The organism is Sphaerisporangium sp. NPDC051011 (assembly GCF_040653595.1).
Lineage (GTDB): Bacteria > Actinomycetota > Actinomycetes > Streptosporangiales > Streptosporangiaceae > Sphaerisporangium.
On sequence record NZ_JBFAGG010000014.1, the window covers coordinates 16,097 to 33,245 of the forward strand.

General features: G+C 71.8%; 13 protein-coding genes. 3 read left to right on the plus strand and 10 right to left on the minus strand.

Features of this window, described 5'->3' with window-relative positions; translation table 11 throughout:
• Nucleotides 1–37 precede the first annotated feature (37 nt).
• Nucleotides 38–1,012, minus strand: a complete 975-nt coding sequence (locus tag AB0H21_RS28985) for an NAD-dependent epimerase/dehydratase family protein (protein ID WP_358522663.1) — start codon at nt 1,010–1,012, stop codon at nt 38–40.
• A 213-nt stretch (nt 1,013–1,225) separates the two neighbouring features.
• Between AB0H21_RS28985 and AB0H21_RS28990 the strand changes: the two genes are divergently transcribed.
• Nucleotides 1,226–2,521 carry a glycosyltransferase gene (locus AB0H21_RS28990; protein ID WP_358522666.1) on the plus strand — a complete coding sequence of 432 codons (1,296 nt, stop codon included), beginning with the start codon at nt 1,226–1,228 and terminating at the stop codon, nt 2,519–2,521.
• An 85-nt stretch (nt 2,522–2,606) separates the two neighbouring features.
• Here the strand turns inward: AB0H21_RS28990 and AB0H21_RS28995 are convergent, their stop codons facing one another.
• Nucleotides 2,607–4,031 (minus strand): extracellular solute-binding protein, encoded by a 1,425-nt coding sequence (locus AB0H21_RS28995; RefSeq protein WP_358522669.1) that lies wholly within the window; start codon nt 4,029–4,031, stop codon nt 2,607–2,609.
• Nucleotides 4,032–4,164: 133 nt separating this feature from the next.
• On the opposite strand from AB0H21_RS28995, the gene AB0H21_RS29000 reads away from it, so the two are divergent.
• Complete coding sequence (locus tag AB0H21_RS29000; RefSeq protein WP_358522672.1) at nt 4,165–5,709, plus strand: methyltransferase domain-containing protein; 1,545 nt, start codon at nt 4,165–4,167, stop codon at nt 5,707–5,709.
• On the plus strand, nt 5,710–7,191 hold the full coding sequence (locus tag AB0H21_RS29005; protein ID WP_358522673.1) for an FAD-dependent oxidoreductase: 1,482 nt from the start codon (nt 5,710–5,712) through the stop codon (nt 7,189–7,191).
• 69 nt (nt 7,192–7,260) lie between these two features.
• Here AB0H21_RS29005 and AB0H21_RS29010 read toward each other — a convergent pair whose 3' ends face one another.
• The 8 genes from AB0H21_RS29010 to AB0H21_RS29045 all read right to left on the minus strand — a co-directional run bounded on the left by AB0H21_RS29010 (nt 7,261) and on the right by AB0H21_RS29045 (nt 17,078).
• Nucleotides 7,261–8,472, minus strand: a complete 1,212-nt coding sequence (locus AB0H21_RS29010) for a class I SAM-dependent methyltransferase (RefSeq protein ID WP_358522676.1) — start codon at nt 8,470–8,472, stop codon at nt 7,261–7,263.
• Nucleotides 8,473–8,797: 325 nt separating this feature from the next.
• Nucleotides 8,798–9,238: an SRPBCC domain-containing protein gene (locus AB0H21_RS29015; protein ID WP_358522679.1), complete on the minus strand. Its 441-nt coding sequence runs from the start codon at nt 9,236–9,238 to the stop codon at nt 8,798–8,800.
• A gap of 84 nt (nt 9,239–9,322) precedes the next feature.
• Nucleotides 9,323–10,192 carry a phytanoyl-CoA dioxygenase family protein gene (locus AB0H21_RS29020; protein ID WP_358522681.1) on the minus strand — a complete coding sequence of 290 codons (870 nt, stop codon included), beginning with the start codon at nt 10,190–10,192 and terminating at the stop codon, nt 9,323–9,325.
• Nucleotides 10,193–10,255: 63 nt separating this feature from the next.
• Nucleotides 10,256–11,503 (minus strand): acyltransferase, encoded by a 1,248-nt coding sequence (locus AB0H21_RS29025; protein ID WP_358522683.1) that lies wholly within the window; start codon nt 11,501–11,503, stop codon nt 10,256–10,258.
• Nucleotides 11,500–12,303, minus strand: coding sequence for an alpha/beta fold hydrolase (locus AB0H21_RS29030; RefSeq protein WP_358522685.1), 804 nt, complete (start codon nt 12,301–12,303; stop codon nt 11,500–11,502). The genes AB0H21_RS29025 and AB0H21_RS29030 overlap by 4 nt, the downstream gene beginning before the upstream one ends.
• Entirely contained in the window at nt 12,300–13,436 is a 1,137-nt protein-coding gene (locus AB0H21_RS29035; protein WP_358522687.1) for an acyl-CoA dehydrogenase family protein, read from the minus strand. The genes AB0H21_RS29030 and AB0H21_RS29035 overlap by 4 nt, the downstream gene beginning before the upstream one ends.
• Complete coding sequence (locus AB0H21_RS29040) at nt 13,426–15,330, minus strand: cobalamin-dependent protein (protein ID WP_358522688.1); 1,905 nt, start codon at nt 15,328–15,330, stop codon at nt 13,426–13,428. Before AB0H21_RS29040 ends, AB0H21_RS29035 begins: the two co-directional genes overlap by 11 nt.
• 5 nt (nt 15,331–15,335) lie before the next feature.
• Nucleotides 15,336–17,078, minus strand: a complete 1,743-nt coding sequence (locus tag AB0H21_RS29045) for a non-ribosomal peptide synthetase (RefSeq protein ID WP_358523145.1) — start codon at nt 17,076–17,078, stop codon at nt 15,336–15,338.
• Nucleotides 17,079–17,149: the final 71 nt, after the last annotated feature.

A 17,149-nucleotide genomic window follows, 5' to 3' on the forward strand; every position in this document is an offset into this window, starting at 1 on the left:
GGTGCGGAGGCTCTGTCATGCGGTCGGCGTCATGCGGTCAGCTCGCGGCGGCCACGGGGACGCCGGAGTCGGGGACGGCCAGCCACGACGGGTTCGCCCTGGCCCACTCAATGGTCCGCGCGATGCCCTCGGCCAGCGGGGTCGTCGCCTCCCACCCCAGCAGCCTGCGCGCCTTGGTGCTGTCGGGCACGCGCCGTGGCACGTCCTCGTAGGCGGGCCCCAGGGCGGCGCGCGCGTCCACCTCGACGGTCCTGGCCCCGGTCAGCGCCGCGACCGTGGTGATCGCCTCGCGCACGGTGCTCTCGGTCATGCTGCCCAGGTTGAACACCTCGCCGGCGCCGCCCCTGTCGGCGACCAGCAGCGTGCCGGCCACCGCGTCCGCCACGTACGTGAAGCACCGGGTCTGCCCGCCGCCGTCGTAGACCGCGAGCGGCTGCCCGTTGAGCGCCCGGTGCACGGTGCGGCTGACGACGAAGGCGGGCCGCTGGCCGGGGCCGTAGGCGTTGAAGTAGCGCACGATCGCCGCGTCCAGCCCGTGTTGCCGGCAGAACGCCAGCGTGAGGTGCTCGGACATCGCCTTGGCCGAGGAGTAGGTCCAGCGGTCGGCGGCGGTGGAGCCGAGCACCCGGTCGGCGTCCTCCGCCCACGGCACGGCGGGGTTCTTGCCGAACACCTCGCTGGTGCTGGCGACCACCACGCGCGCGCCGGCCGCGACGGCCCGCTCCAGCACGTTCCTGGTGCCCTGGAAGTTGACGTCGATCACATCGAGGGGGCGGGCCAGGTAGCGGTCCACCCCGACCTCGGCGGCCAGGTGGTAGACGACGTCCGTCCCCAGGCCGATGGCCTCGGCCAGCCGCGCCTCGTCGCGGATGTCGCCGGTGACCGTGCGCACCAGCGGGTCAGGCTCGCGGTCGAAGACCGTCACCTCGTCGCCGCGGGCGAGCAGCGCCCGCACCAGATGCCTGCCGATGAAGCCGGAGCCGCCGGTCACGACCGCGCGTGCGCCCGCCATGTCAGCCCGTCCTCGAATTGTCGGCGGAAAAACACATGAGACTCTCCCTCGGAGAAATGGCGTGGATGAACAAAAGGACAACGCGTTCCGCCGCCGTCCCGCATCTCCTGCATTGCCGGAAACCGGCACGTCAGGAGATGCATTGCCAATTCCGGCGATTGATGCTGGTTAGGGGAGTTTCACTCCATCGAGGAGTTCGCGAGGGAGCGCTAGATGCGAATCATGCTCACTGTGTGGCCTCAGACGTGCCACCTCTACCCCGCCGTGCCGTACGCGCAGGCGCTGCAGCTCGCCGGGCACGAGGTCGTCGTGGCCTGCCCGCCCGGCGCGGCCGACGACATCGTGGCGGCGGGCCTGACGGCCGTCACGTGCGGCGAGCCCGACACCGGCGGGTGGGTCCGCGACGACCTGCCGCCCGACCCGGAGGAGATGGAGCGCCTGGCCACGGCCCTGCAGGTGACGCAGGACGAGCGCGACACCTGGGACGTGTTCTTCCAGTACTACCTCATGGGGGTCAGGTTCCAGCTCCCGCCCGTGCCGAGCGCGCAGAACAAGGCGCTGGTCGAGTTCGCCCGCATGTGGCGGCCGGACTTGGTGCTGTGGGACCCGTGGTTCCCCGCCGGCGCCGTGGCGGCCAGGGTGGCAGGCGCCGCACACGGCCGCATCCTGATGGCGCCCGACTACAGCGGCTGGGCCGTCGAGCTGTACGCCAGGCAGGCCACGCCGCCCGTGGACCCGCTGGCGCGGGCGGTACGCCCGCTGGCCGAGCACTACGGCGTCGAAGTGGACAGCGAGCTGCTGGTCGGCCAGTTCACCATCGACCCGATGCCGCGCGAGATGCGCCTGTCGCGCGACCTGGCCGCGGTGCCCGTGCGCTGGAGCCCGTACAACGGCGGCGGCGTCAAGCCCTCCTGGCTGTACGACAAGCCGCGCCGCCCGCGCCTGGCCCTGTCGGTCGGGCTGTCCACCAGGACGTACCACAAGGGCGAGTGGCGCGCGCCGAAGGTCTTCGAGGCGGTCGCCGACCTGGATGTCGAGCTGGTCGCCACGCTCAACGCCGACCAGCTCGAAGGCATCTCCTCGATCCCCTCCAACGTCCGCACCGTGGACTACGTCCCGCTGCTGCAGCTGCTGCCGACCTGCTCGGCCAGCATCAACCACGGCTCCAGCGGCACGTTCTGGGCCTCGGTCGCCGCCGGGGTGCCGCAGCTCGTCGGAGACACGGACGAGCCGCAGCGCGTCATCGTGGTCGAAGGAGAGAACAGCAAGATGGCCGAGCGGAACATCCTGTCCAAGTTGGCGATCGGCTACCTGGAGTCGCGCAACGGCGGGCTCCGCCTCGACCACCAGAAGCAGTCGGTCGAGGAGATCAGGGCCGCGATCGTCGCGGCGCTGGAGGACCCCCGCTACCGCGACGGCGCCGCCGCCGTGCACCAGGAGTGGCTGGACCGGCCGGGCCCCGCCGACATCGTGCCCACCCTGGAGAAGCTCACCGCGATGCACCGCTGACCAGGCCGCGCCTGCAGCCGCATCGACAAGGGGGCCGCGGACCTTCATCAGGTCCGCGGCCCCCTTCGCGCTGCTCCGGCGGGTGTCAGCGGTGGAGCTTGACCACGGCCTCCATGTCGGCGGCCGAGTAGTCGCGACCGGCCCGCATCTCTTTGAAGGCCTCCACGCTGAGGCTGGTCGGCGGGCTGTTCCGCGGGTCGCGGAACCCGGACGACAGCGCGTAGGTGTTGTAGGCGTCGAGGAGCTCCTGCGCCTCCACGGTGGCGAACGCCATGCGCTCGGCCGGGTCGGCGCCGTTGAGCACGTCGCCGATCGCCCTGGTCATCACGTCCTGGTTACCGGCGAAGTCGCCGAACAGCCCGCCCTCGGAGGCCGGGACGCCGCGCTGGCCCGTCGGGAAGCGCATGACGTGGTCGTAGGCCAGCCGGTGGTGCGGGTTGGCGGCGTACCAGCCCTCCTCCTCCAGCAGGTCGTGCGCGGAGTGGGTGAGCGGCAGGAAGCTGTTGGCCTTGTGGCGCTCGGCCGCCCTGCGCGGGCTGTGCAGGTACATGAGGAACGCCAGCGCGCCCTCCTGCGTCGCTTCGTCCAGCCCCTCGGCCATCCAGAGCGCGGTGCCGGCGATGGCGTTGCCGACGTACGGCACGCTCTCGTCGTAGGGGAAGATGCCCACCTCGATGTCGAAGCCGTTGTCCTCCGCGGCCCTGAACATGTAGTTGACGTCGTTGGAGGAGGAGATCCTGATCGCCACGTCCTGGTCGGCGAAGGTCTTCAGCGTGCCCGCCCAGTCGGGGATCTTGCCGGTGTAGTGGTAGTGGCCGTTCCTGTGCAGCCCGCGCCACCACTCCACCCAGCGCAGCATCTCCGGCGAGGCCAGGTCGGCGATCGTGGCCCGCCCCATCCGGCCGTTGTGCCTGTTCACGAGCAGGCCGCCCTGCGTGGCCAGCGCCTGCTGGATGAACGTGCCGTGGTTGGACCACGTGATGGCGTGGGAGGGGCCGTCACGCAGCGCCGCCACCCTGGCGCACACCTCCTCCACCTCCTGCCAGGTGCGCGGCATGCTCTCCACGCCCGCGCGCCGCAGCAGGTCGGTGTTGCCGTACAGCAGGCTCGTGGTGCCCACGGTCGGCATGCACGTCAGGTCGCCGTCGAGGGTGTAGTAGTCGCGCAGCGGAGGGATGATGTCGCCGAGCACGACCGGCTCGCCCAGCACCTCGGTGCGCCCGCCGACGGCCTTCTCCACCGAGGTGAACAGCGGGCGGCCGTCCTGCCGGCGCGAGTCGCGCGCCACCTGCGTCATGTAGAAGTAGTACTCCGACAGAGCCGGGACGTGGCCTTCCGCGGCGGCCTCCGCGACCTGCCTGGGAAGCTGCCAGAAATCCTTGCCGTGCACCACCACCTGGTACTCGGGGTGCAGTCTCTCGAAATCGGCGGCCTGCTGATACCACCGATCCATCCAGCCGGGAAACGTCAGGTCGGGGACCCATACTTCGATCGGAATCCTGTTCTTCATGAGCCCATGGTTTATCCGTCTTTTTCCCGCCGCATCTCCGCTATTGCGCTAAGTCCTTTCCCGCACGCACGGAGATGACCGGGCGGCCGGGCCGGTGTGATGCTAAGAGGCGTTTCGCGCGAAGGGAATTAATATGAGCATTGACACCACGTACGCGCCAGCAATGCTTCTCGAGGAGTTCGCGGGCGCGTCGCCCGACGGGCTCGACGCGGCCTACGCGCGGCTCGTCGGCGCGCTCTGGTCGCCCGGCACCGCGCAGGACCAGACGCTGTGGGACGGCGGCACGCTCACCGAGCGCGCGCCGTCGGCGATCCCCGAGCTCATCGGCGCGCTGGACGGGCTCGACGACGCGCGCGCCGGCCGGCTGCTGATCCTGCTGGGCCTGATCGCCGAGGCGGGGCAGACCGAGGCCGTGCGCGCCGGCCTCGACCGCTACCTGGCCCTGGCCGACGGCGCCGGCCCCGAGCTCGGCCAGGCCCTGGCCTACCTGCTCGCGCATTTCCCGCACGACCGCGACAGGGTGCTCGGCGTCGCCGGCCGGCTCGGCCTGGACTCCGGCGACCGGTCCCGGCTCGACCGCTGCCTGACCCTCATGGACGAGCGGCGGACCGGCCTCGGCCGGGTCTGGCCCGCCCCCGAGATCTGGCGGCTCACCGACGAGGAGCGCGCCTTCGACCAGGCGTGGATCGGCGCGCTCAGCCAGGAGCAGGCCGAGGTCAACTGGCGCAACGACAGCCGGACCGTGTGGGGCTACATGGGGCTGAAGGCGTACTGGTCGATCCGGCGCGGCCCGGTGGTCGACGTGCCCGGCCCGCAGGCGCCGCCCGAGTCGGACGCGTCGGGCGCCGACCCGCGCCTCGGCCTGTTCGCGCGGCACATGTCCGCGCTGGTCTGCCCGTCCTGCCGGGGCCCGCTCGACAACAGCGGCGCCGCCGTGCGCTGCCCGGCCTGCGCGGTCGCCTACCCGGCCTCCCGCGGCATCCTCGACCTCACCAGGGCCGTGCGGGACGACGCCGACGAGGCCACCGCCGACCTGCTCAAGAGCCTGGCCGAGATGCCCAGCATGGGCCTGTACTACGAGGCGCTGCTGCGTCCCGAATTCCTGCGCGTGGCGGGCGGCAACTGGGGCGGCGCGGTCACGCTCGCCGACGAGGACGCCTACATCGCGCGCAGCGTGCGCCCCGTGGACGGCCCCGTGCTCGACCTCGGGGCGGGCGCCGGCCGCTGGACCTCCGTCATCGCCGCGACCGTCGGCACCGACCGGCTGCTGGCCCTCGACCTGGGCCTGCCCATGCTCAACGTGCTGCGCCGCCGTGTGCCCAACGTGCCCGCGGTGCGCGCGAGCGCGCTGGACATCCCGCTGGCCGACGCCAGCATGGGCGCCGTGGTCTGCTGGAACGCGCTGCAGGCCGTCCCCGACGAGGCGGCCACCGCCATCGCCGAGGTGGGGCGCGTGCTGAGGCCGGGCGGCACGTTCACGCTGATGACGTTCGTGTGGGACGAGGACCCCGTCTGCCGCCACTTCCAGGCCGCGCACTACTTCCCGAGCCGGCCGGCCGGGATGCTGCTGTTCGAGCGGGAGGAGCTGGACCGCTGGCTCGCCGACGCGGGCATGGTGGTGCTGGAGAGCTCGGGCCCCGAGTCGTTCGCCTTCATCACCGCGCGGCGGGTGAGCTGAATGGCCGTCACGGAGTCGGGAGAGCCCGGCGTGCTCCTGCCCAAGCCGGGAGGGGCCGGCACGCCCGTCGCCGGGCCCGGGCGGTCCAGCCTGCTCATCGCCGGGCCAGGGCAGCCCGGCTACGAGGCGGCGACCGCGGTGTTCGCGCTGGGCGCGGTGCCCAAGCCGGCCGCCGCCGCCGTGGTGCGCACGGTCGAGGAGGTGCGGGAGGCCGTCGGCTTCGCGCGCCGCTCGGGCCTGCCCGTCCGGGTGCACACCACCGGCCACTGGGCCGAGGCGGCCCGTCCCGTGCGCGGCGGGCTGCTGCTGCGGACGGAGATGAGCGGCCGCGTCGAGATCGACCCCGAACGGCGGGTGGCCCGCGTGCCCGCGGGGACCCGCTGGGGCGCGGTGGTCAAGGCCGCCGCCGAACACGGCCTGTCGGTCGCGCACGGCTCGTCGCCGACGGTCGGCGTGGTCGGGTACCTCCTCGGGGGCGGGCTCAGCTTCTACGGCCGGCGCACCGGGCTCGCGGCCAACAGCGTGCGCGCGGTGGAACTCGTCACGGCGGACGGCGAGCTCCGCAGGGCGTCGGGCACGGGCGCGGTCTTCGGCGCGGACACCGGGGCCGGCGGGGACGGCGAGCTGCTGTGGGCGCTGCGCGGCGGCGGGGGCGGCTTCGGGGTCGTCACCGCTGTGGAGGTCGCCCTGTTCCCGGTGGCGAAGGTGGTCACCGGGGCGGCGTGCTGGCCCGCCGTCCACGCGCCCGAGCTGTTGCGGGCCTGGCGCGAGTGGACGCTGACCGCCCCGCGCGAGGCGACGACCAGCGTGCGCGTCCTCAACCTGCCCGACCTGCCGGACGTGCCGCCCATGCTGTCGGCGGGCCCCGTCCTGTTCGTGGACGGCGCCGTGCTGGCCGGGACGGACGACGACGTGGCGGCCGCCCAGGCGCGGGCCGGCGAGCTCCTGGGCCCACTGCGCGGCATCGCGCCGCCGGTGCTCGACACGTGGCAGACGACCGGTCCCGCGGGGCTCCTGGACACGCACATGGACCCGTCCGACCCCGTCGAGGTCATCGGCGACCACCTGCTGCTGAACGAGCTCGGGGAGGCGGGCATCGACGCGCTGCTGGAGGTCATCGGCGCGGGCTCGCGCTCCCCGCTGATCGCCGCCGGCCTGCGCCAGCTCGGGGGCGCCTACGCCGACCCCGACCCCACCGGCGGCGCCCTGAACCACCTGACGGCCCGCTACGGCTACTCGGGCGGCGGCGTCCCCGGGCTGTCGGGCACGCGGGAGGACATCCTCGCCCGGCTCCCCGTGGTCAGGTCCGCCCTCACCCCCTGGGACGCCGGCACGACCGCGCCCACGTTCGTGGAGCGCTTCGACCAGCCCCAGGGACACCTGGACGCGGCCACGGTGGACGCCGTGGACGCGGTGCGCGCCCGCGTGGACCCGGACGGCCTGTTCCGCGACGACATCATGCAGGGCGCCACCCGGAGGTAGCCCGGACGCCGCAGCGGCCCGCCACGACATCGTGGCGGGCCGCTCGCGTGATGGGACGGCCGTGACGGGTCAGAGAATGTGGACCTCGGGGATGTAGAGGATCCAGCGGCCGGCGAAGTCGCTCTCCTTCGCCATGATCTCCTTGGCGTGGTTCCACGCGAACAGCACCGCGTAGTCCGGCCGGTCCTCTCGGAACACCGACGGCGCCACCACCGGGATGTGGGATCCGGCGACCACCCGGTCCTGCTTGGACGGCGTCGAGTCGCACACGTACGGGATCAGCTCGGTCCCGATCCCGCAGTAGTTGGTGACCGTGGTGATCTTGGCGGGCGCCCCGTAGCCGACCACCCGCTTGCCGTCCGCCCGCAGCGAGGTGAGCAGCTCGGTCAGCTCGTCGCGGACGCGCTCGGCCCTGCGGTTGAGCTCCTCGAGCGTGGCGGGCCGGTCGAGGCGCCGCGCCCGCTCAGAGGCCAGCAGCTCGCCGACGGCCGCGGTGGGGCGGCGGGCGCCGCTCTTGGCCAGCGTGTAGCGCATGGAGCCGCCGTGGATGGCCAGCGGCTCGGCGTCCACCAGGTCGAGCCCGAAGAGGCGTGCGGCGGCGCGGATGGAGCTGACGGAGAAGACGAAGGAGTGCTCGTCGTAGAACAGGTCGAAGGCGGTCTGCTCGACGACGGCGCCGAGGTAGGGCTCCTCGAAGACGAACACCCCGTCGGGGCCGAGCAGCGTCACGGCGCCCTTGAGCACGGAGTCGAGGTGGGAGATGTGCGCGATGACGTTGGCGCCGAAGATGACGTCGGCGGGGCCGTGCTCGGCGCGGATCTCCCCCGCGGTCTCCTCGTCGAAGAAGCGCGGCAGCACCCGCACGCCTCTCGACCGGGCCAGGGCGGCCACCTCCTGGGAGGGCTCGACGCCCAGGTGCCGGACACCGGCGTCGGCGACCGTGGCGAGCATGACGCCGTCGTTGCAGCCGATCTCGACGATGAACGGGTCGTGGCCGGTCAGCTCGGTGCGCAGCAGCCGGCGCGCGACACCGGCGAAGTGCTCGCTGTGCACGGTGGAGTTGGAGGCCCGGTACGGGTACTGGTCGTGATATCTGACTTCCTGCGGGATCTCGGCCATCAATTGCACCATCGCGCACGAGTCACACATTCCGACGATCAGCGGGTAAAAGAATTCCCCAGCCAATTGGTCAGGCTTGGGGAAGGCATTTCCGCGTGGCTGGACACCGAGGTCTATCGAGCCTTTCACCGGCCCAGAGCAGATGCGGCAGGAAGTCTCCATGAATTGACGCTAACATCGCGGGGCGTTAATTTGCTTATCGCCGTTTGCGGGATTCCCGCGCGCGCGAACGAGTCCGGGCATGCGACGGGGGCGCGGCATCGGCCACGCCCCTCCCCGATCGCGCGGTGTGCTCCCCCGCCACCGGCGGCCGTCGGATGTCCGGCCACTCTAGGCAGGTCGCGCTCGGCACCTCGCCATCGTCGCCGGCTACGGCTCCGCCCCTCGGCGCGGCCGGACATCCCGCAGGTGGAGGAGATCGGACCGGGCCGGCGGTCCCCACGTCGTCCGTTGCCGGCGGTCACCGGGGATCTCCCCCGTCGTCACATTACTTGATCTTCGTGACGTACTGGTCGAGGGCGTCGAAGAAGAAGCCCCACCCCTCCGTGGCGCGGGGGAGCTCCTCCTCGGGGAGGTTGCCCTCCTGCACGAAGACCAGCTTGGTGCCGTTGCCAGCGTCGGAGAACGTGATGGTCACGGTCTCGGGGCCGGCGGCCTGCTCCGGAGCGGGCTCCCTGCCGCTGAGGTCGACCAGCGTGTAGGCCAGGCGCTCGTTCGGGACGACCTCCTGGTAGACGCCGGCGAAGGGGACCTGGGTCTGCTCATCGACCACGATCGTGGCCTTCCACTCGCCGCCGGGGCGGACGTCCATGGAGATGGTGTCCAGGGGCGCGCCCCACCAGTGGGTGAAGTGCTCCGGCTGGGTCCAGGCAGCGTAAACCAAGTCCCGCGGGGCCTCGAGCACGCGGGTGATATCGATCTTGCTCATCGCGTCGTCCTTTCGTGTAAGCCGGATCGTCATTGTGTCCGACCGGGCTGTCCCGATCTTATTCAGGAATGCTCACTTGGGGAGTCAGGAGACCAGGTGACCGAGAGCGGCGTGCCTGGCCTCCTCCGGCTCCAGCCAGATGTAGGGGTCGTTCATCTCCAGCCAGCCCACGCCGGGCGGGCACCGGTCGTAGCCGAGGAGCCTGCGCACCTCCTCGGGGTACTCCAGCACCCGCTCGCGCGGCACCGCGAGGTACTGGTTCTCCTCCTGGCGGAGGTTGCCCAGGTCGTAGGCGATGGTCATGCCGGTGCGGGGCGAGTCGGTGACGTTGCGCCCGCCGCCGTGGTAGACGCCGCCGAGCCAGATCAGCCCGCCGCCCGGCGGCATCTCGGTGGGGATGGCCTCCTCGGTGGCCGGCGCCCGCTCGTCGTCCCAGTGGTGGCTCCCGGGGATCACCAGGGTGCCGCCGTTGGCGGCGGTGAACTCGCTCATCGCCAGCATGACCATGACCCTGGTGGTGGGGCCCGGGTGCGGGCGCAGGTGCAGGGCGTCGTCGCGGTGCAGCGGCTGCTTGCCCTGCCCCTTGTGGATCTGCACGAGCTGGGTGGCGCTGATCTGGATGCTCGGCACCATGTCCTGGCGCGACTTGCCGATCCACATGGGGATGGGCTTCTGCATGATGGCCCGGGCCGCGCCCAGGAACAGGCGGTGCGTGACCACGGGGGTCAGCCTCGTCGTGCGGGCGAACAGCGACGACACCCGCCGCGTGCGGAGCCCGTCGTACCAGTTGTCGCTGTAGGACTGGTCCTGCAGCGTCGGCTCCAGGTCCGCCCGCAGCCCCGCGAGCGTCTCGCTGTCCAGGAAGTCTTCGACGATCACGGCCCCGTCCCTCTCCAGGACGGCCACCACGTCGTCGAGATCGGCGTCAGACCTGACTCGGGCCAGACTCGCCACGATCATCACCTTTCTTCGGATCGGCTTTCGACGGAGCGCGCGCGGAGGTCGTCCGTCGGGGGGTCAGCGCACGAGCACCGGCGTGCTGGGCTCGGCGGAGCCCTTGCCCAGCTTGTTGCGCAGCCGCAGCGCCGGCTTCTCGACCGCGTAGTAGCTGATCAAGGCCGCGACGAACGCGGTGCCGTGCACGAGCAGGAGCGTGAGCGCGAAGTTCGTGGGCTCCCACAGGTTCCAGATGTAGATGGCGGGGATGTGCCACAGGAACATCGCGTACGACACCCGCCCGATGTACTGCAACGGCCTGATGGTCAGCACTCCGGTGAGGAAGCGCGAGCGCAGGTCGGGCACGGTCAGCGGCGCCAGCAGCAGGAACACGATCAGCAGGTCGATCGGTTGATCGAACAGCACGATCTCGGTGTACGGGAAGTCGGAGGTGCCCTGGTCGCCCATGGGCGAGAAGCAGTACAGGATGATGACGCCGAGCGCGACCAGCCAGGTGCGGCCGGGGTGCCGGGCGATCAGCCGGTACGGCGCCAGCCAGCCGCCGCTCTGGGCCGCGGCCGAGAGCGTGGCCAGGGCCATGCCGATGGCCAGGTAGCCGAACCAGCCGATGGGCCAGTTGCCCTGCACCGGGGGCTGGCCGAGCGAGGGGTGGTGGCTCCAGGCGCTGAAGGCGTAGCCGATGAGCACGATGGCGAAGATCGGCACCATCATGCGGCGCGCCTTGGCCTGCGGCGTCGCCGCGCCGGCGGCGAGCCGGTGGAACAGCCAGGCGAACACGGGCAGCAGGATGTAGAACGCGATCTCCGTCGCCATGCTCCACGTCGACTCCATGCCGGACGGGATGCCGCCGGCCACGTAGACGTGCTGCATGGTCAGCACCCGCACGATGTACCAGAAGCCGTAGCTGGCCTGCTCCTGGCCCGCCATCAGGAACAGCGGCGTGAACAGCGCCACCAGGGCCAGCAGCCAGAACGCGGGAAAGATACGCAGCGCGCGCCGCCACGCGTAGGAGCCCAGGTTGTACCTCTGCGGGGCGCCCTCGATGGTCTTGCGCGCGAAGGGCAGGTATAGCAGGAAACCGGACAGGGCGAAGAGGATCGGCAGTGACTCGCGGGTGAACCGCTCGATCACGACGGCGACCCAGCCGTTGCCGGGCTGGTCGGCGTAGCCGAGCTGCCCGGCGGCGAAGGCGGAGTGAACGGTGATGACGGCCAGCACCGCGAGTGCGCGTATTCCCTGCAGCTCAGGAAAATACTGTCCTCTGGTTTCACGTGATGGCCGGGAATCGCCGCCAAAGGTGGCTGTCATAGGGACGCTCCTCGGAGTTGAACAGCCCTCCCAGCTTCGTGCCGCGCGGCGGGGCCGCGCATCTTCAGAATTGCTGTTATCGCGCTGACCAGCTCGGCGGCGCGGTCCCGCACGAAGAAATGGTCGCCGTCGAAAATTCGCAGCCCGCGGAAATCGGTGGTGTGCGCGCGCCACTCGGCCATGCCGCGCTCCGGCGCGACCGGGTCGCGGGTGCCGCAGAAGGCGGCGACGGGCACGGGCAGCGGCGGCTCGGCCCGGTAGGCGTACGACGCGCACAGCGTGAAGTCGGCCCTGGCCACGGGCAGCGTCCGCGCCAGCACGGCGGGGTCGCCGGCCAGCTCGTCGGGCAGCCCGCCGAGGGCGCGCAGAGAGGCGATGAACCGCTCGTCCCCGTCGCGCGGGTCGGGTTGCGCGAGCGCGCCGCGCACCGGCCAGGCCGCGACCGCCAGCAGCTCGGGCAGGCGCCCGCCGGCCGACTGCAGCTCACGCACCATGCGGTAGCCGAGCATGGCGCCCATGCTGTGGCCGAACAGCGCGTACGGCACGCTCTGGCCCTCCAGCTCGGCGGCCAGCTCGGCGGCCAGGGCGCGGGCGGCGGTGTCGCAGTCGGTGTGCGCGGGCTCGCGGTGCCGCCCGGGGCGGCCCGGCAGGGTGACGGCGCGCAGCTCGATCCAGGACGGCAGGTGCCGCGTCCAGGGGCGGAAGGCCGAGGGGCCGCCGCCCGCGCAGGGCAGGGCATAGAGGTGCAGCCTGGCCGACGGCCTCGGCTCGAAAGCCAGGTACCACGGAGGTGTTCTCATATCAGCCCGTGCCCGATCAGCTCTTTCATGATCTCGGTGGTGCCGCCGTAGATGGTCTGCGCCCTGGTGTCGACGTACGCCCGCGCCACCGGGAAGTCGCGCACCACGCCGTAGCCGCCGTGCAGTTGCAGGCAGCGATCCACGACCTTCTGGCACAGCTCGGTGTTCCACCACTTGGCCATCGCCGCCTCCTCCGCCTCCAGCCGGCCCGCCGCCTCCTCGGCCACGCACCGGTCGGTGAAGGAACGGGCCACGGCCACGGCGGTGGCCAGCTCGGCCAGGACGAAGCGGTTGTGCTGGTGCGCGCCGACGGGCAGGCCGAACACCTGGCGGGTGCGGCAGTGCTCGATCGTGTACTCCAGCACCCGTTCGGCGGTGGCCAGCGCGGAGACCGCGATCATCATGCGTTCCCTGCGCAGCGTGCGCATGAGGTAGGCCACGCCCTTGCCCTCGCGGCCCAGCAGGTTGGCGGCGGGCACCTCGACGTCGTCGAAGAAGAGCTCGACGGTGTCCATGGCACGCATACCGATCTTGTCGAGCGCCTGCCCGCGTGACAGCCCTGGCCGGTCGGACTCGACGGCGATCACGCTGAGCCCGCCGCCCGCGCCTTCACCCGTGCGGACGGCCACGAGCAGCAGGTCGGCCACGGACCCGTTGGTGACGAACGTCTTCTGCCCGTTGATCACGTAGCCGTCACCGCGCCGGACGGCGCGGCACCGCAGCCGCGCCACGTCGCTGCCGGCGTCGGGCTCGGTGATGGCCACGGCGGTGACCAGCTCCCCGCTGCAGAAGCCGGGCAGCCAGCGCGCGCGCTGCTCGGGCGTGGTGAGCGTGCGCAGGTACAGCCCGGCGATCTCGTTGTGCAGGGACAGCGCGGGCGCGTGCACGCCGGCCCGGCCCAGCTCCTCGGAGACGATCACGTGGTGCAGGTAGTCGGGGTCGCCGCCCCCGCCGTACTCGGCGGGCACGTCCATGCCGAGCAGGCCGAGCTCGCCCGCCTTGCGCCAGACGTCCCTGCCGGCCGCGCCCCGCTCCTCCCACGCGCGGTAGTTCGGCTCGATCTCCTTGGCGACGAACGTGCGCACCAGCTCGCGGAAGGCGTCGTGGTCGGCGGTGAACAGCTCACGCCGCATGGTGCACCGCCGACAGCACCGTCCACGAGGGGACGATGTCCCGCATCCGGTTCATCATGACCTGGCAGTAGCCCGCGTTGTAGTCGAGGCTGCGGTGCTTCGGATAGGGCATCTTGCGCCGGCCGACGTGGTCGACGCGCAGCCGCACCACGCCCAGGTCCTCGCCCTCGGGCAGGTCGGGCAGCTCCAGCAGCGCGGCGGCCTCCGGGGGCAGCTCGGCGACGAAGGTGTAGCGGTCCTGCTCGGCCAGCCGGATGTGCGTGAGCGGCACGCTCGGCGCGACCACCGACTCCCGGTAGACGTACGGCCTGGCCAGCAGGTCCAGCTCGAAGGCCGACCGCACGCCGGGCAGGTCCAGCCAGCCGCGCTCGCGCAGGAACCCCTCCAGCAGCACGTCCATCTCGCCCCGGTGGGAGTGCAGGACGTAGTGCAGCACCTTGCCGATGTTGTTGATGTCGTAGTTGCCGAGCGTGGCCACGGAGTCGGCGAAGAACCGGCAGGTCTCGGTGTCGGTCCTGGTCTTGAAGTAGGAGGCGGCCGCCCGCAGGAAGTCGGTGTAGGAGCACACGCCCTGGCGGTCGAGCAGGCGCGCGACGTAGAAGCCCGCCCGCGCGTTGTAGATGCTGATGACCGCGTAGTAGAACCAGGCGCCCTCCTGGAAGTCCTCGCGGGTCACCCACTTCGTGCCGACCACCACGTCGGCCTCGGCGACGGGGTCGTCCACCCGCACGGTGACGATGCCGAGCTCCTCCTGCTGCCGGTACATGGGCGTGTTGCGCAGCAGGAGCTGCGGATAGGAGACGACGGCGTCGGCGCCGGACGCACAGAGCTTGCCGATGCCCTCCTGGTAGGAGGCCAGGGTCTCGCCCGGCAGCGGCCAGATCAGCTCGGTATAGGAGCTGATCTTCTTCTCGCGGAGCTTGACCTGCAGCTCGACGTACGTGGACTCCTTGATGTTGGCGCGCTGCACCAGCTCCAGCGCCTGCGGGCTGGTGGTCTGCAGGGAGACGGGCTGGCTCGTGAGCATGCCGCCCTCGACCAGGATCTCGGTGATCTCCGTGACGCGGTCGGGACGGTTCTTGGCCGCCTGGATCGCCACCATCGACGGGTAGCCGTTGCGCTGCTTGCACTCCACCAGGTGGCGGGTCAGCTCGACGTCACGCGGCAGCGCGCCCCAGTTGGCGTCGGCGACGAAGATGCTCTCCACGCCGTGCTCGCTGATCCACGACAGGTCGGACTTGACGCGGTCCAGCTCCCACCGGTGCACCTTGTCGTTGGTGGCCGCGCCCCAGTAGCAGTACGAGCACCGGTACGGGCAGCCCCGGTTGGTCTCGACGACGGCGAAGGTGTACTCGCCCCCGTCGAAGACGCCGGCCGCGAACGGCGAGGGGATCTCGTCCAGGTCCTTGATGCGGTCGGGCTGCGGGGTGGTGACGAGCTCGCCGTCGTCGTCCCAGAAGCTGACGCCCGGCACCTCGTGGAAGTTGCGCTCGCCCGCCACCTCGCGCAGGAACGCGGTGAACGGCTTCTCGCCCTCGCTGTTGCACACCAGCACGTTGCGGGCCGACGGCGGCACGTACTCCGCGGCGTGGTGCATGACCTGCGGCCCGCCGAGGATGACGTAGGCGTCGGGCCGCAGCCTGACGAGTTCGTCGCACAGCTCCTTCATGCGGCGCATATTCCACAGGTAGCAGCTCAGCCCGTAGACGTCGGCCTCCTGCGCGAGCAGGTCGGACACGAGCGTCTCCAGCGGCGTGTTCACCTCGACCGCGTGAATGGCGAAGTCGAAGTCGCGGGCCACGTCGGGGTCCTGCTGCGCGTAGGCCTGCAGGTAGCCCGAGGCCAGCGGCAGTGTGTTGGGATAGACCGTCAGCTCGACCAGGCAGGTCTTCATCACCCTCACGTTCCCGGGCTCGCTGCGCTGACGAAGGCCGCCAGCTCGTGCAGCACGTCGTACTCGAACAGGTCGTCGGCGACCATGTGCAGCCCGCGCTGCCTGGCCCGCGAGGCCAGGCGGATGGCGAGCAGCGAGTCGCCGCCGTTCTCGAAGAAGCTGTCCTCCCTGCCGACGGAGCCGACCTGGAGCACCTCGCACCACAGCTCGGCCAGCATGCGCTCGGTGTCGGTCCGCAAGCCGCCGCTCTCCTCCTCCCGCACGGCCGGCTCCTGGGGCTTGGCCAGGGCCTTCCTGTCGACCTTGCCGTGCGAGGTCAGCGGCAGCGCGTCGAGCAGCGTGACCACGGCGGGGACCATGTAGTCGGGCAGGTCGCGGGCCAGCTCGCGGCGCAGGCCCACGGGGTCGGGCAGGTCCGCCGGGTCGTCGGGCACCACGGCCGCGACGAGCTGGTCGGCCTGCTCGCTCTTGACCACCACGGCCTCGCGCACCCCGTCGAGCCGCAGCAGCGCCGACTCGACCTCGCCGGGCTCGACGCGGAAGCCGCGCACCTTGACCTGGTCGTCCGCCCGGCCGACGAAGGCCAGCCCGCCCTCGGGCAGCTCGCGCGCCCGGTCGCCGGTGGCGTACATGCGGGCGCCGAGATCGACCGGGTCGGGCATGAACCGCTGCGCGGTCAGCTCGGGCCGGTTGAGGTAGCCGTGGGCCACGCCGGTACCGCCGATGTACAGCTCGCCGACGGAGCCGCGCGGCACCGGGCGGCGCTCCTCGTCCAGCAGGTACACCCGCATGCCGGGCAGCGGGTGCCCGATGGGCGGCGTCCCGCCCTCGGGCCCCACCTCGGCGTAGGTGGCGACCACGCTGGTCTCGGTCGGCCCGTACAGGTTGTACAGCCGGTACGACAGCCCGGACGGCGGCCTCCTGTGCAGCTTCTCCCCACCGGTCAGCAGCACCCGCAGCGACCCGCCCACCGGCTGGTCGAGCAGGTCGACGGCGAGCACGGTGGTCAGGAAGCAGACCGTGATGCCCTGCGTGGAGATCCAGCGGGCCAGCGCGTCGGACGAGCCGGGCAGCCGGCCCTCCATCAGGTGCAGCGTGGCGCCGGCCGCCAGGCACGGCCAGACCTCCAGCGCCCAGGCGTCGAAGGAGGGCCGGGCGATCTGGCTGACGCGGTCGCCGGGCTGCACGTCGAAGGTGTCCTGGTGCCAGGCGGCCAGGTTGGCGATGCCCTCGTGCGGCACGAGCACGCCCTTCGGCACGCCCGTCGAGCCGGAGGTGTACACGACGTAGCACAGGTCGTCCGGCGTGATCTCGGGGCCCTCGCGCAGGGCGGGCGCGTCGCTCTCCCAGGCCCGCTCGATGGGCAGCACGTCGCCGCGCCACGCCCGCTCGGCGGGCAGGGCGTCGCCGTCCCACGTCCCGCCGGCCGCGAAGCGCGGGGCGTCGGCCTCCCGCGCGATCACCAGGCGGGCGCCGGAGTCGGCGATGACGGCCGACAGCCGCGCGTCGGGGTCCTCGACGTCCACGCCCACGTACGCGCCGCCCGCCAGCAGCACGGCCAGCGCCGCCACGACCAGGTCGGGCGAGCGTTCGAGCGCCAGGACCACCAGGTCACCCTTGCCCACACCGCGCGCCCGCAGCACACCTGCCAGCCGAGAGGAACGTCCGTAGAGATCGGAATAGGTCAGCACCTCGCCACCGCTGACCACGGCAGGCTGGTCCGGCTGCACCTGCGCCCACCATCGCACTCCCGCGGAAACGACGGCGAACGGGCGAGTCGCCGTCGCGGAGCTCGAGCCGGTCAATTCTGCCTCCCGGG

What these genes read in the sequence shown, in the direction of transcription:
- AB0H21_RS28985 (WP_358522663.1), bottom strand. Translation starts at nt 1,012, where the DNA reads ATGGCGGGCGCACGCGCGGTCGTGACCGGCGGCTCCGGCTTCATCGGC.
- AB0H21_RS28990 (WP_358522666.1), top strand. Translation starts at nt 1,226, where the DNA reads ATGCGAATCATGCTCACTGTGTGGCCTCAGACGTGCCACCTCTACCCC.
- AB0H21_RS28995 (WP_358522669.1), bottom strand. Translation starts at nt 4,031, where the DNA reads ATGAAGAACAGGATTCCGATCGAAGTATGGGTCCCCGACCTGACGTTT.
- AB0H21_RS29000 (WP_358522672.1), top strand. Translation starts at nt 4,165, where the DNA reads ATGAGCATTGACACCACGTACGCGCCAGCAATGCTTCTCGAGGAGTTC.
- AB0H21_RS29005 (WP_358522673.1), top strand. Translation starts at nt 5,710, where the DNA reads ATGGCCGTCACGGAGTCGGGAGAGCCCGGCGTGCTCCTGCCCAAGCCG.
- AB0H21_RS29010 (WP_358522676.1), bottom strand. Translation starts at nt 8,472, where the DNA reads ATGGAGACTTCCTGCCGCATCTGCTCTGGGCCGGTGAAAGGCTCGATA.
- AB0H21_RS29015 (WP_358522679.1), bottom strand. Translation starts at nt 9,238, where the DNA reads ATGAGCAAGATCGATATCACCCGCGTGCTCGAGGCCCCGCGGGACTTG.
- AB0H21_RS29025 (WP_358522683.1), bottom strand. Translation starts at nt 11,503, where the DNA reads ATGACAGCCACCTTTGGCGGCGATTCCCGGCCATCACGTGAAACCAGA.
- AB0H21_RS29030 (WP_358522685.1), bottom strand. Translation starts at nt 12,303, where the DNA reads ATGAGAACACCTCCGTGGTACCTGGCTTTCGAGCCGAGGCCGTCGGCC.
- AB0H21_RS29035 (WP_358522687.1), bottom strand. Translation starts at nt 13,436, where the DNA reads ATGCGGCGTGAGCTGTTCACCGCCGACCACGACGCCTTCCGCGAGCTG.
- AB0H21_RS29040 (WP_358522688.1), bottom strand. Translation starts at nt 15,330, where the DNA reads ATGAAGACCTGCCTGGTCGAGCTGACGGTCTATCCCAACACACTGCCG.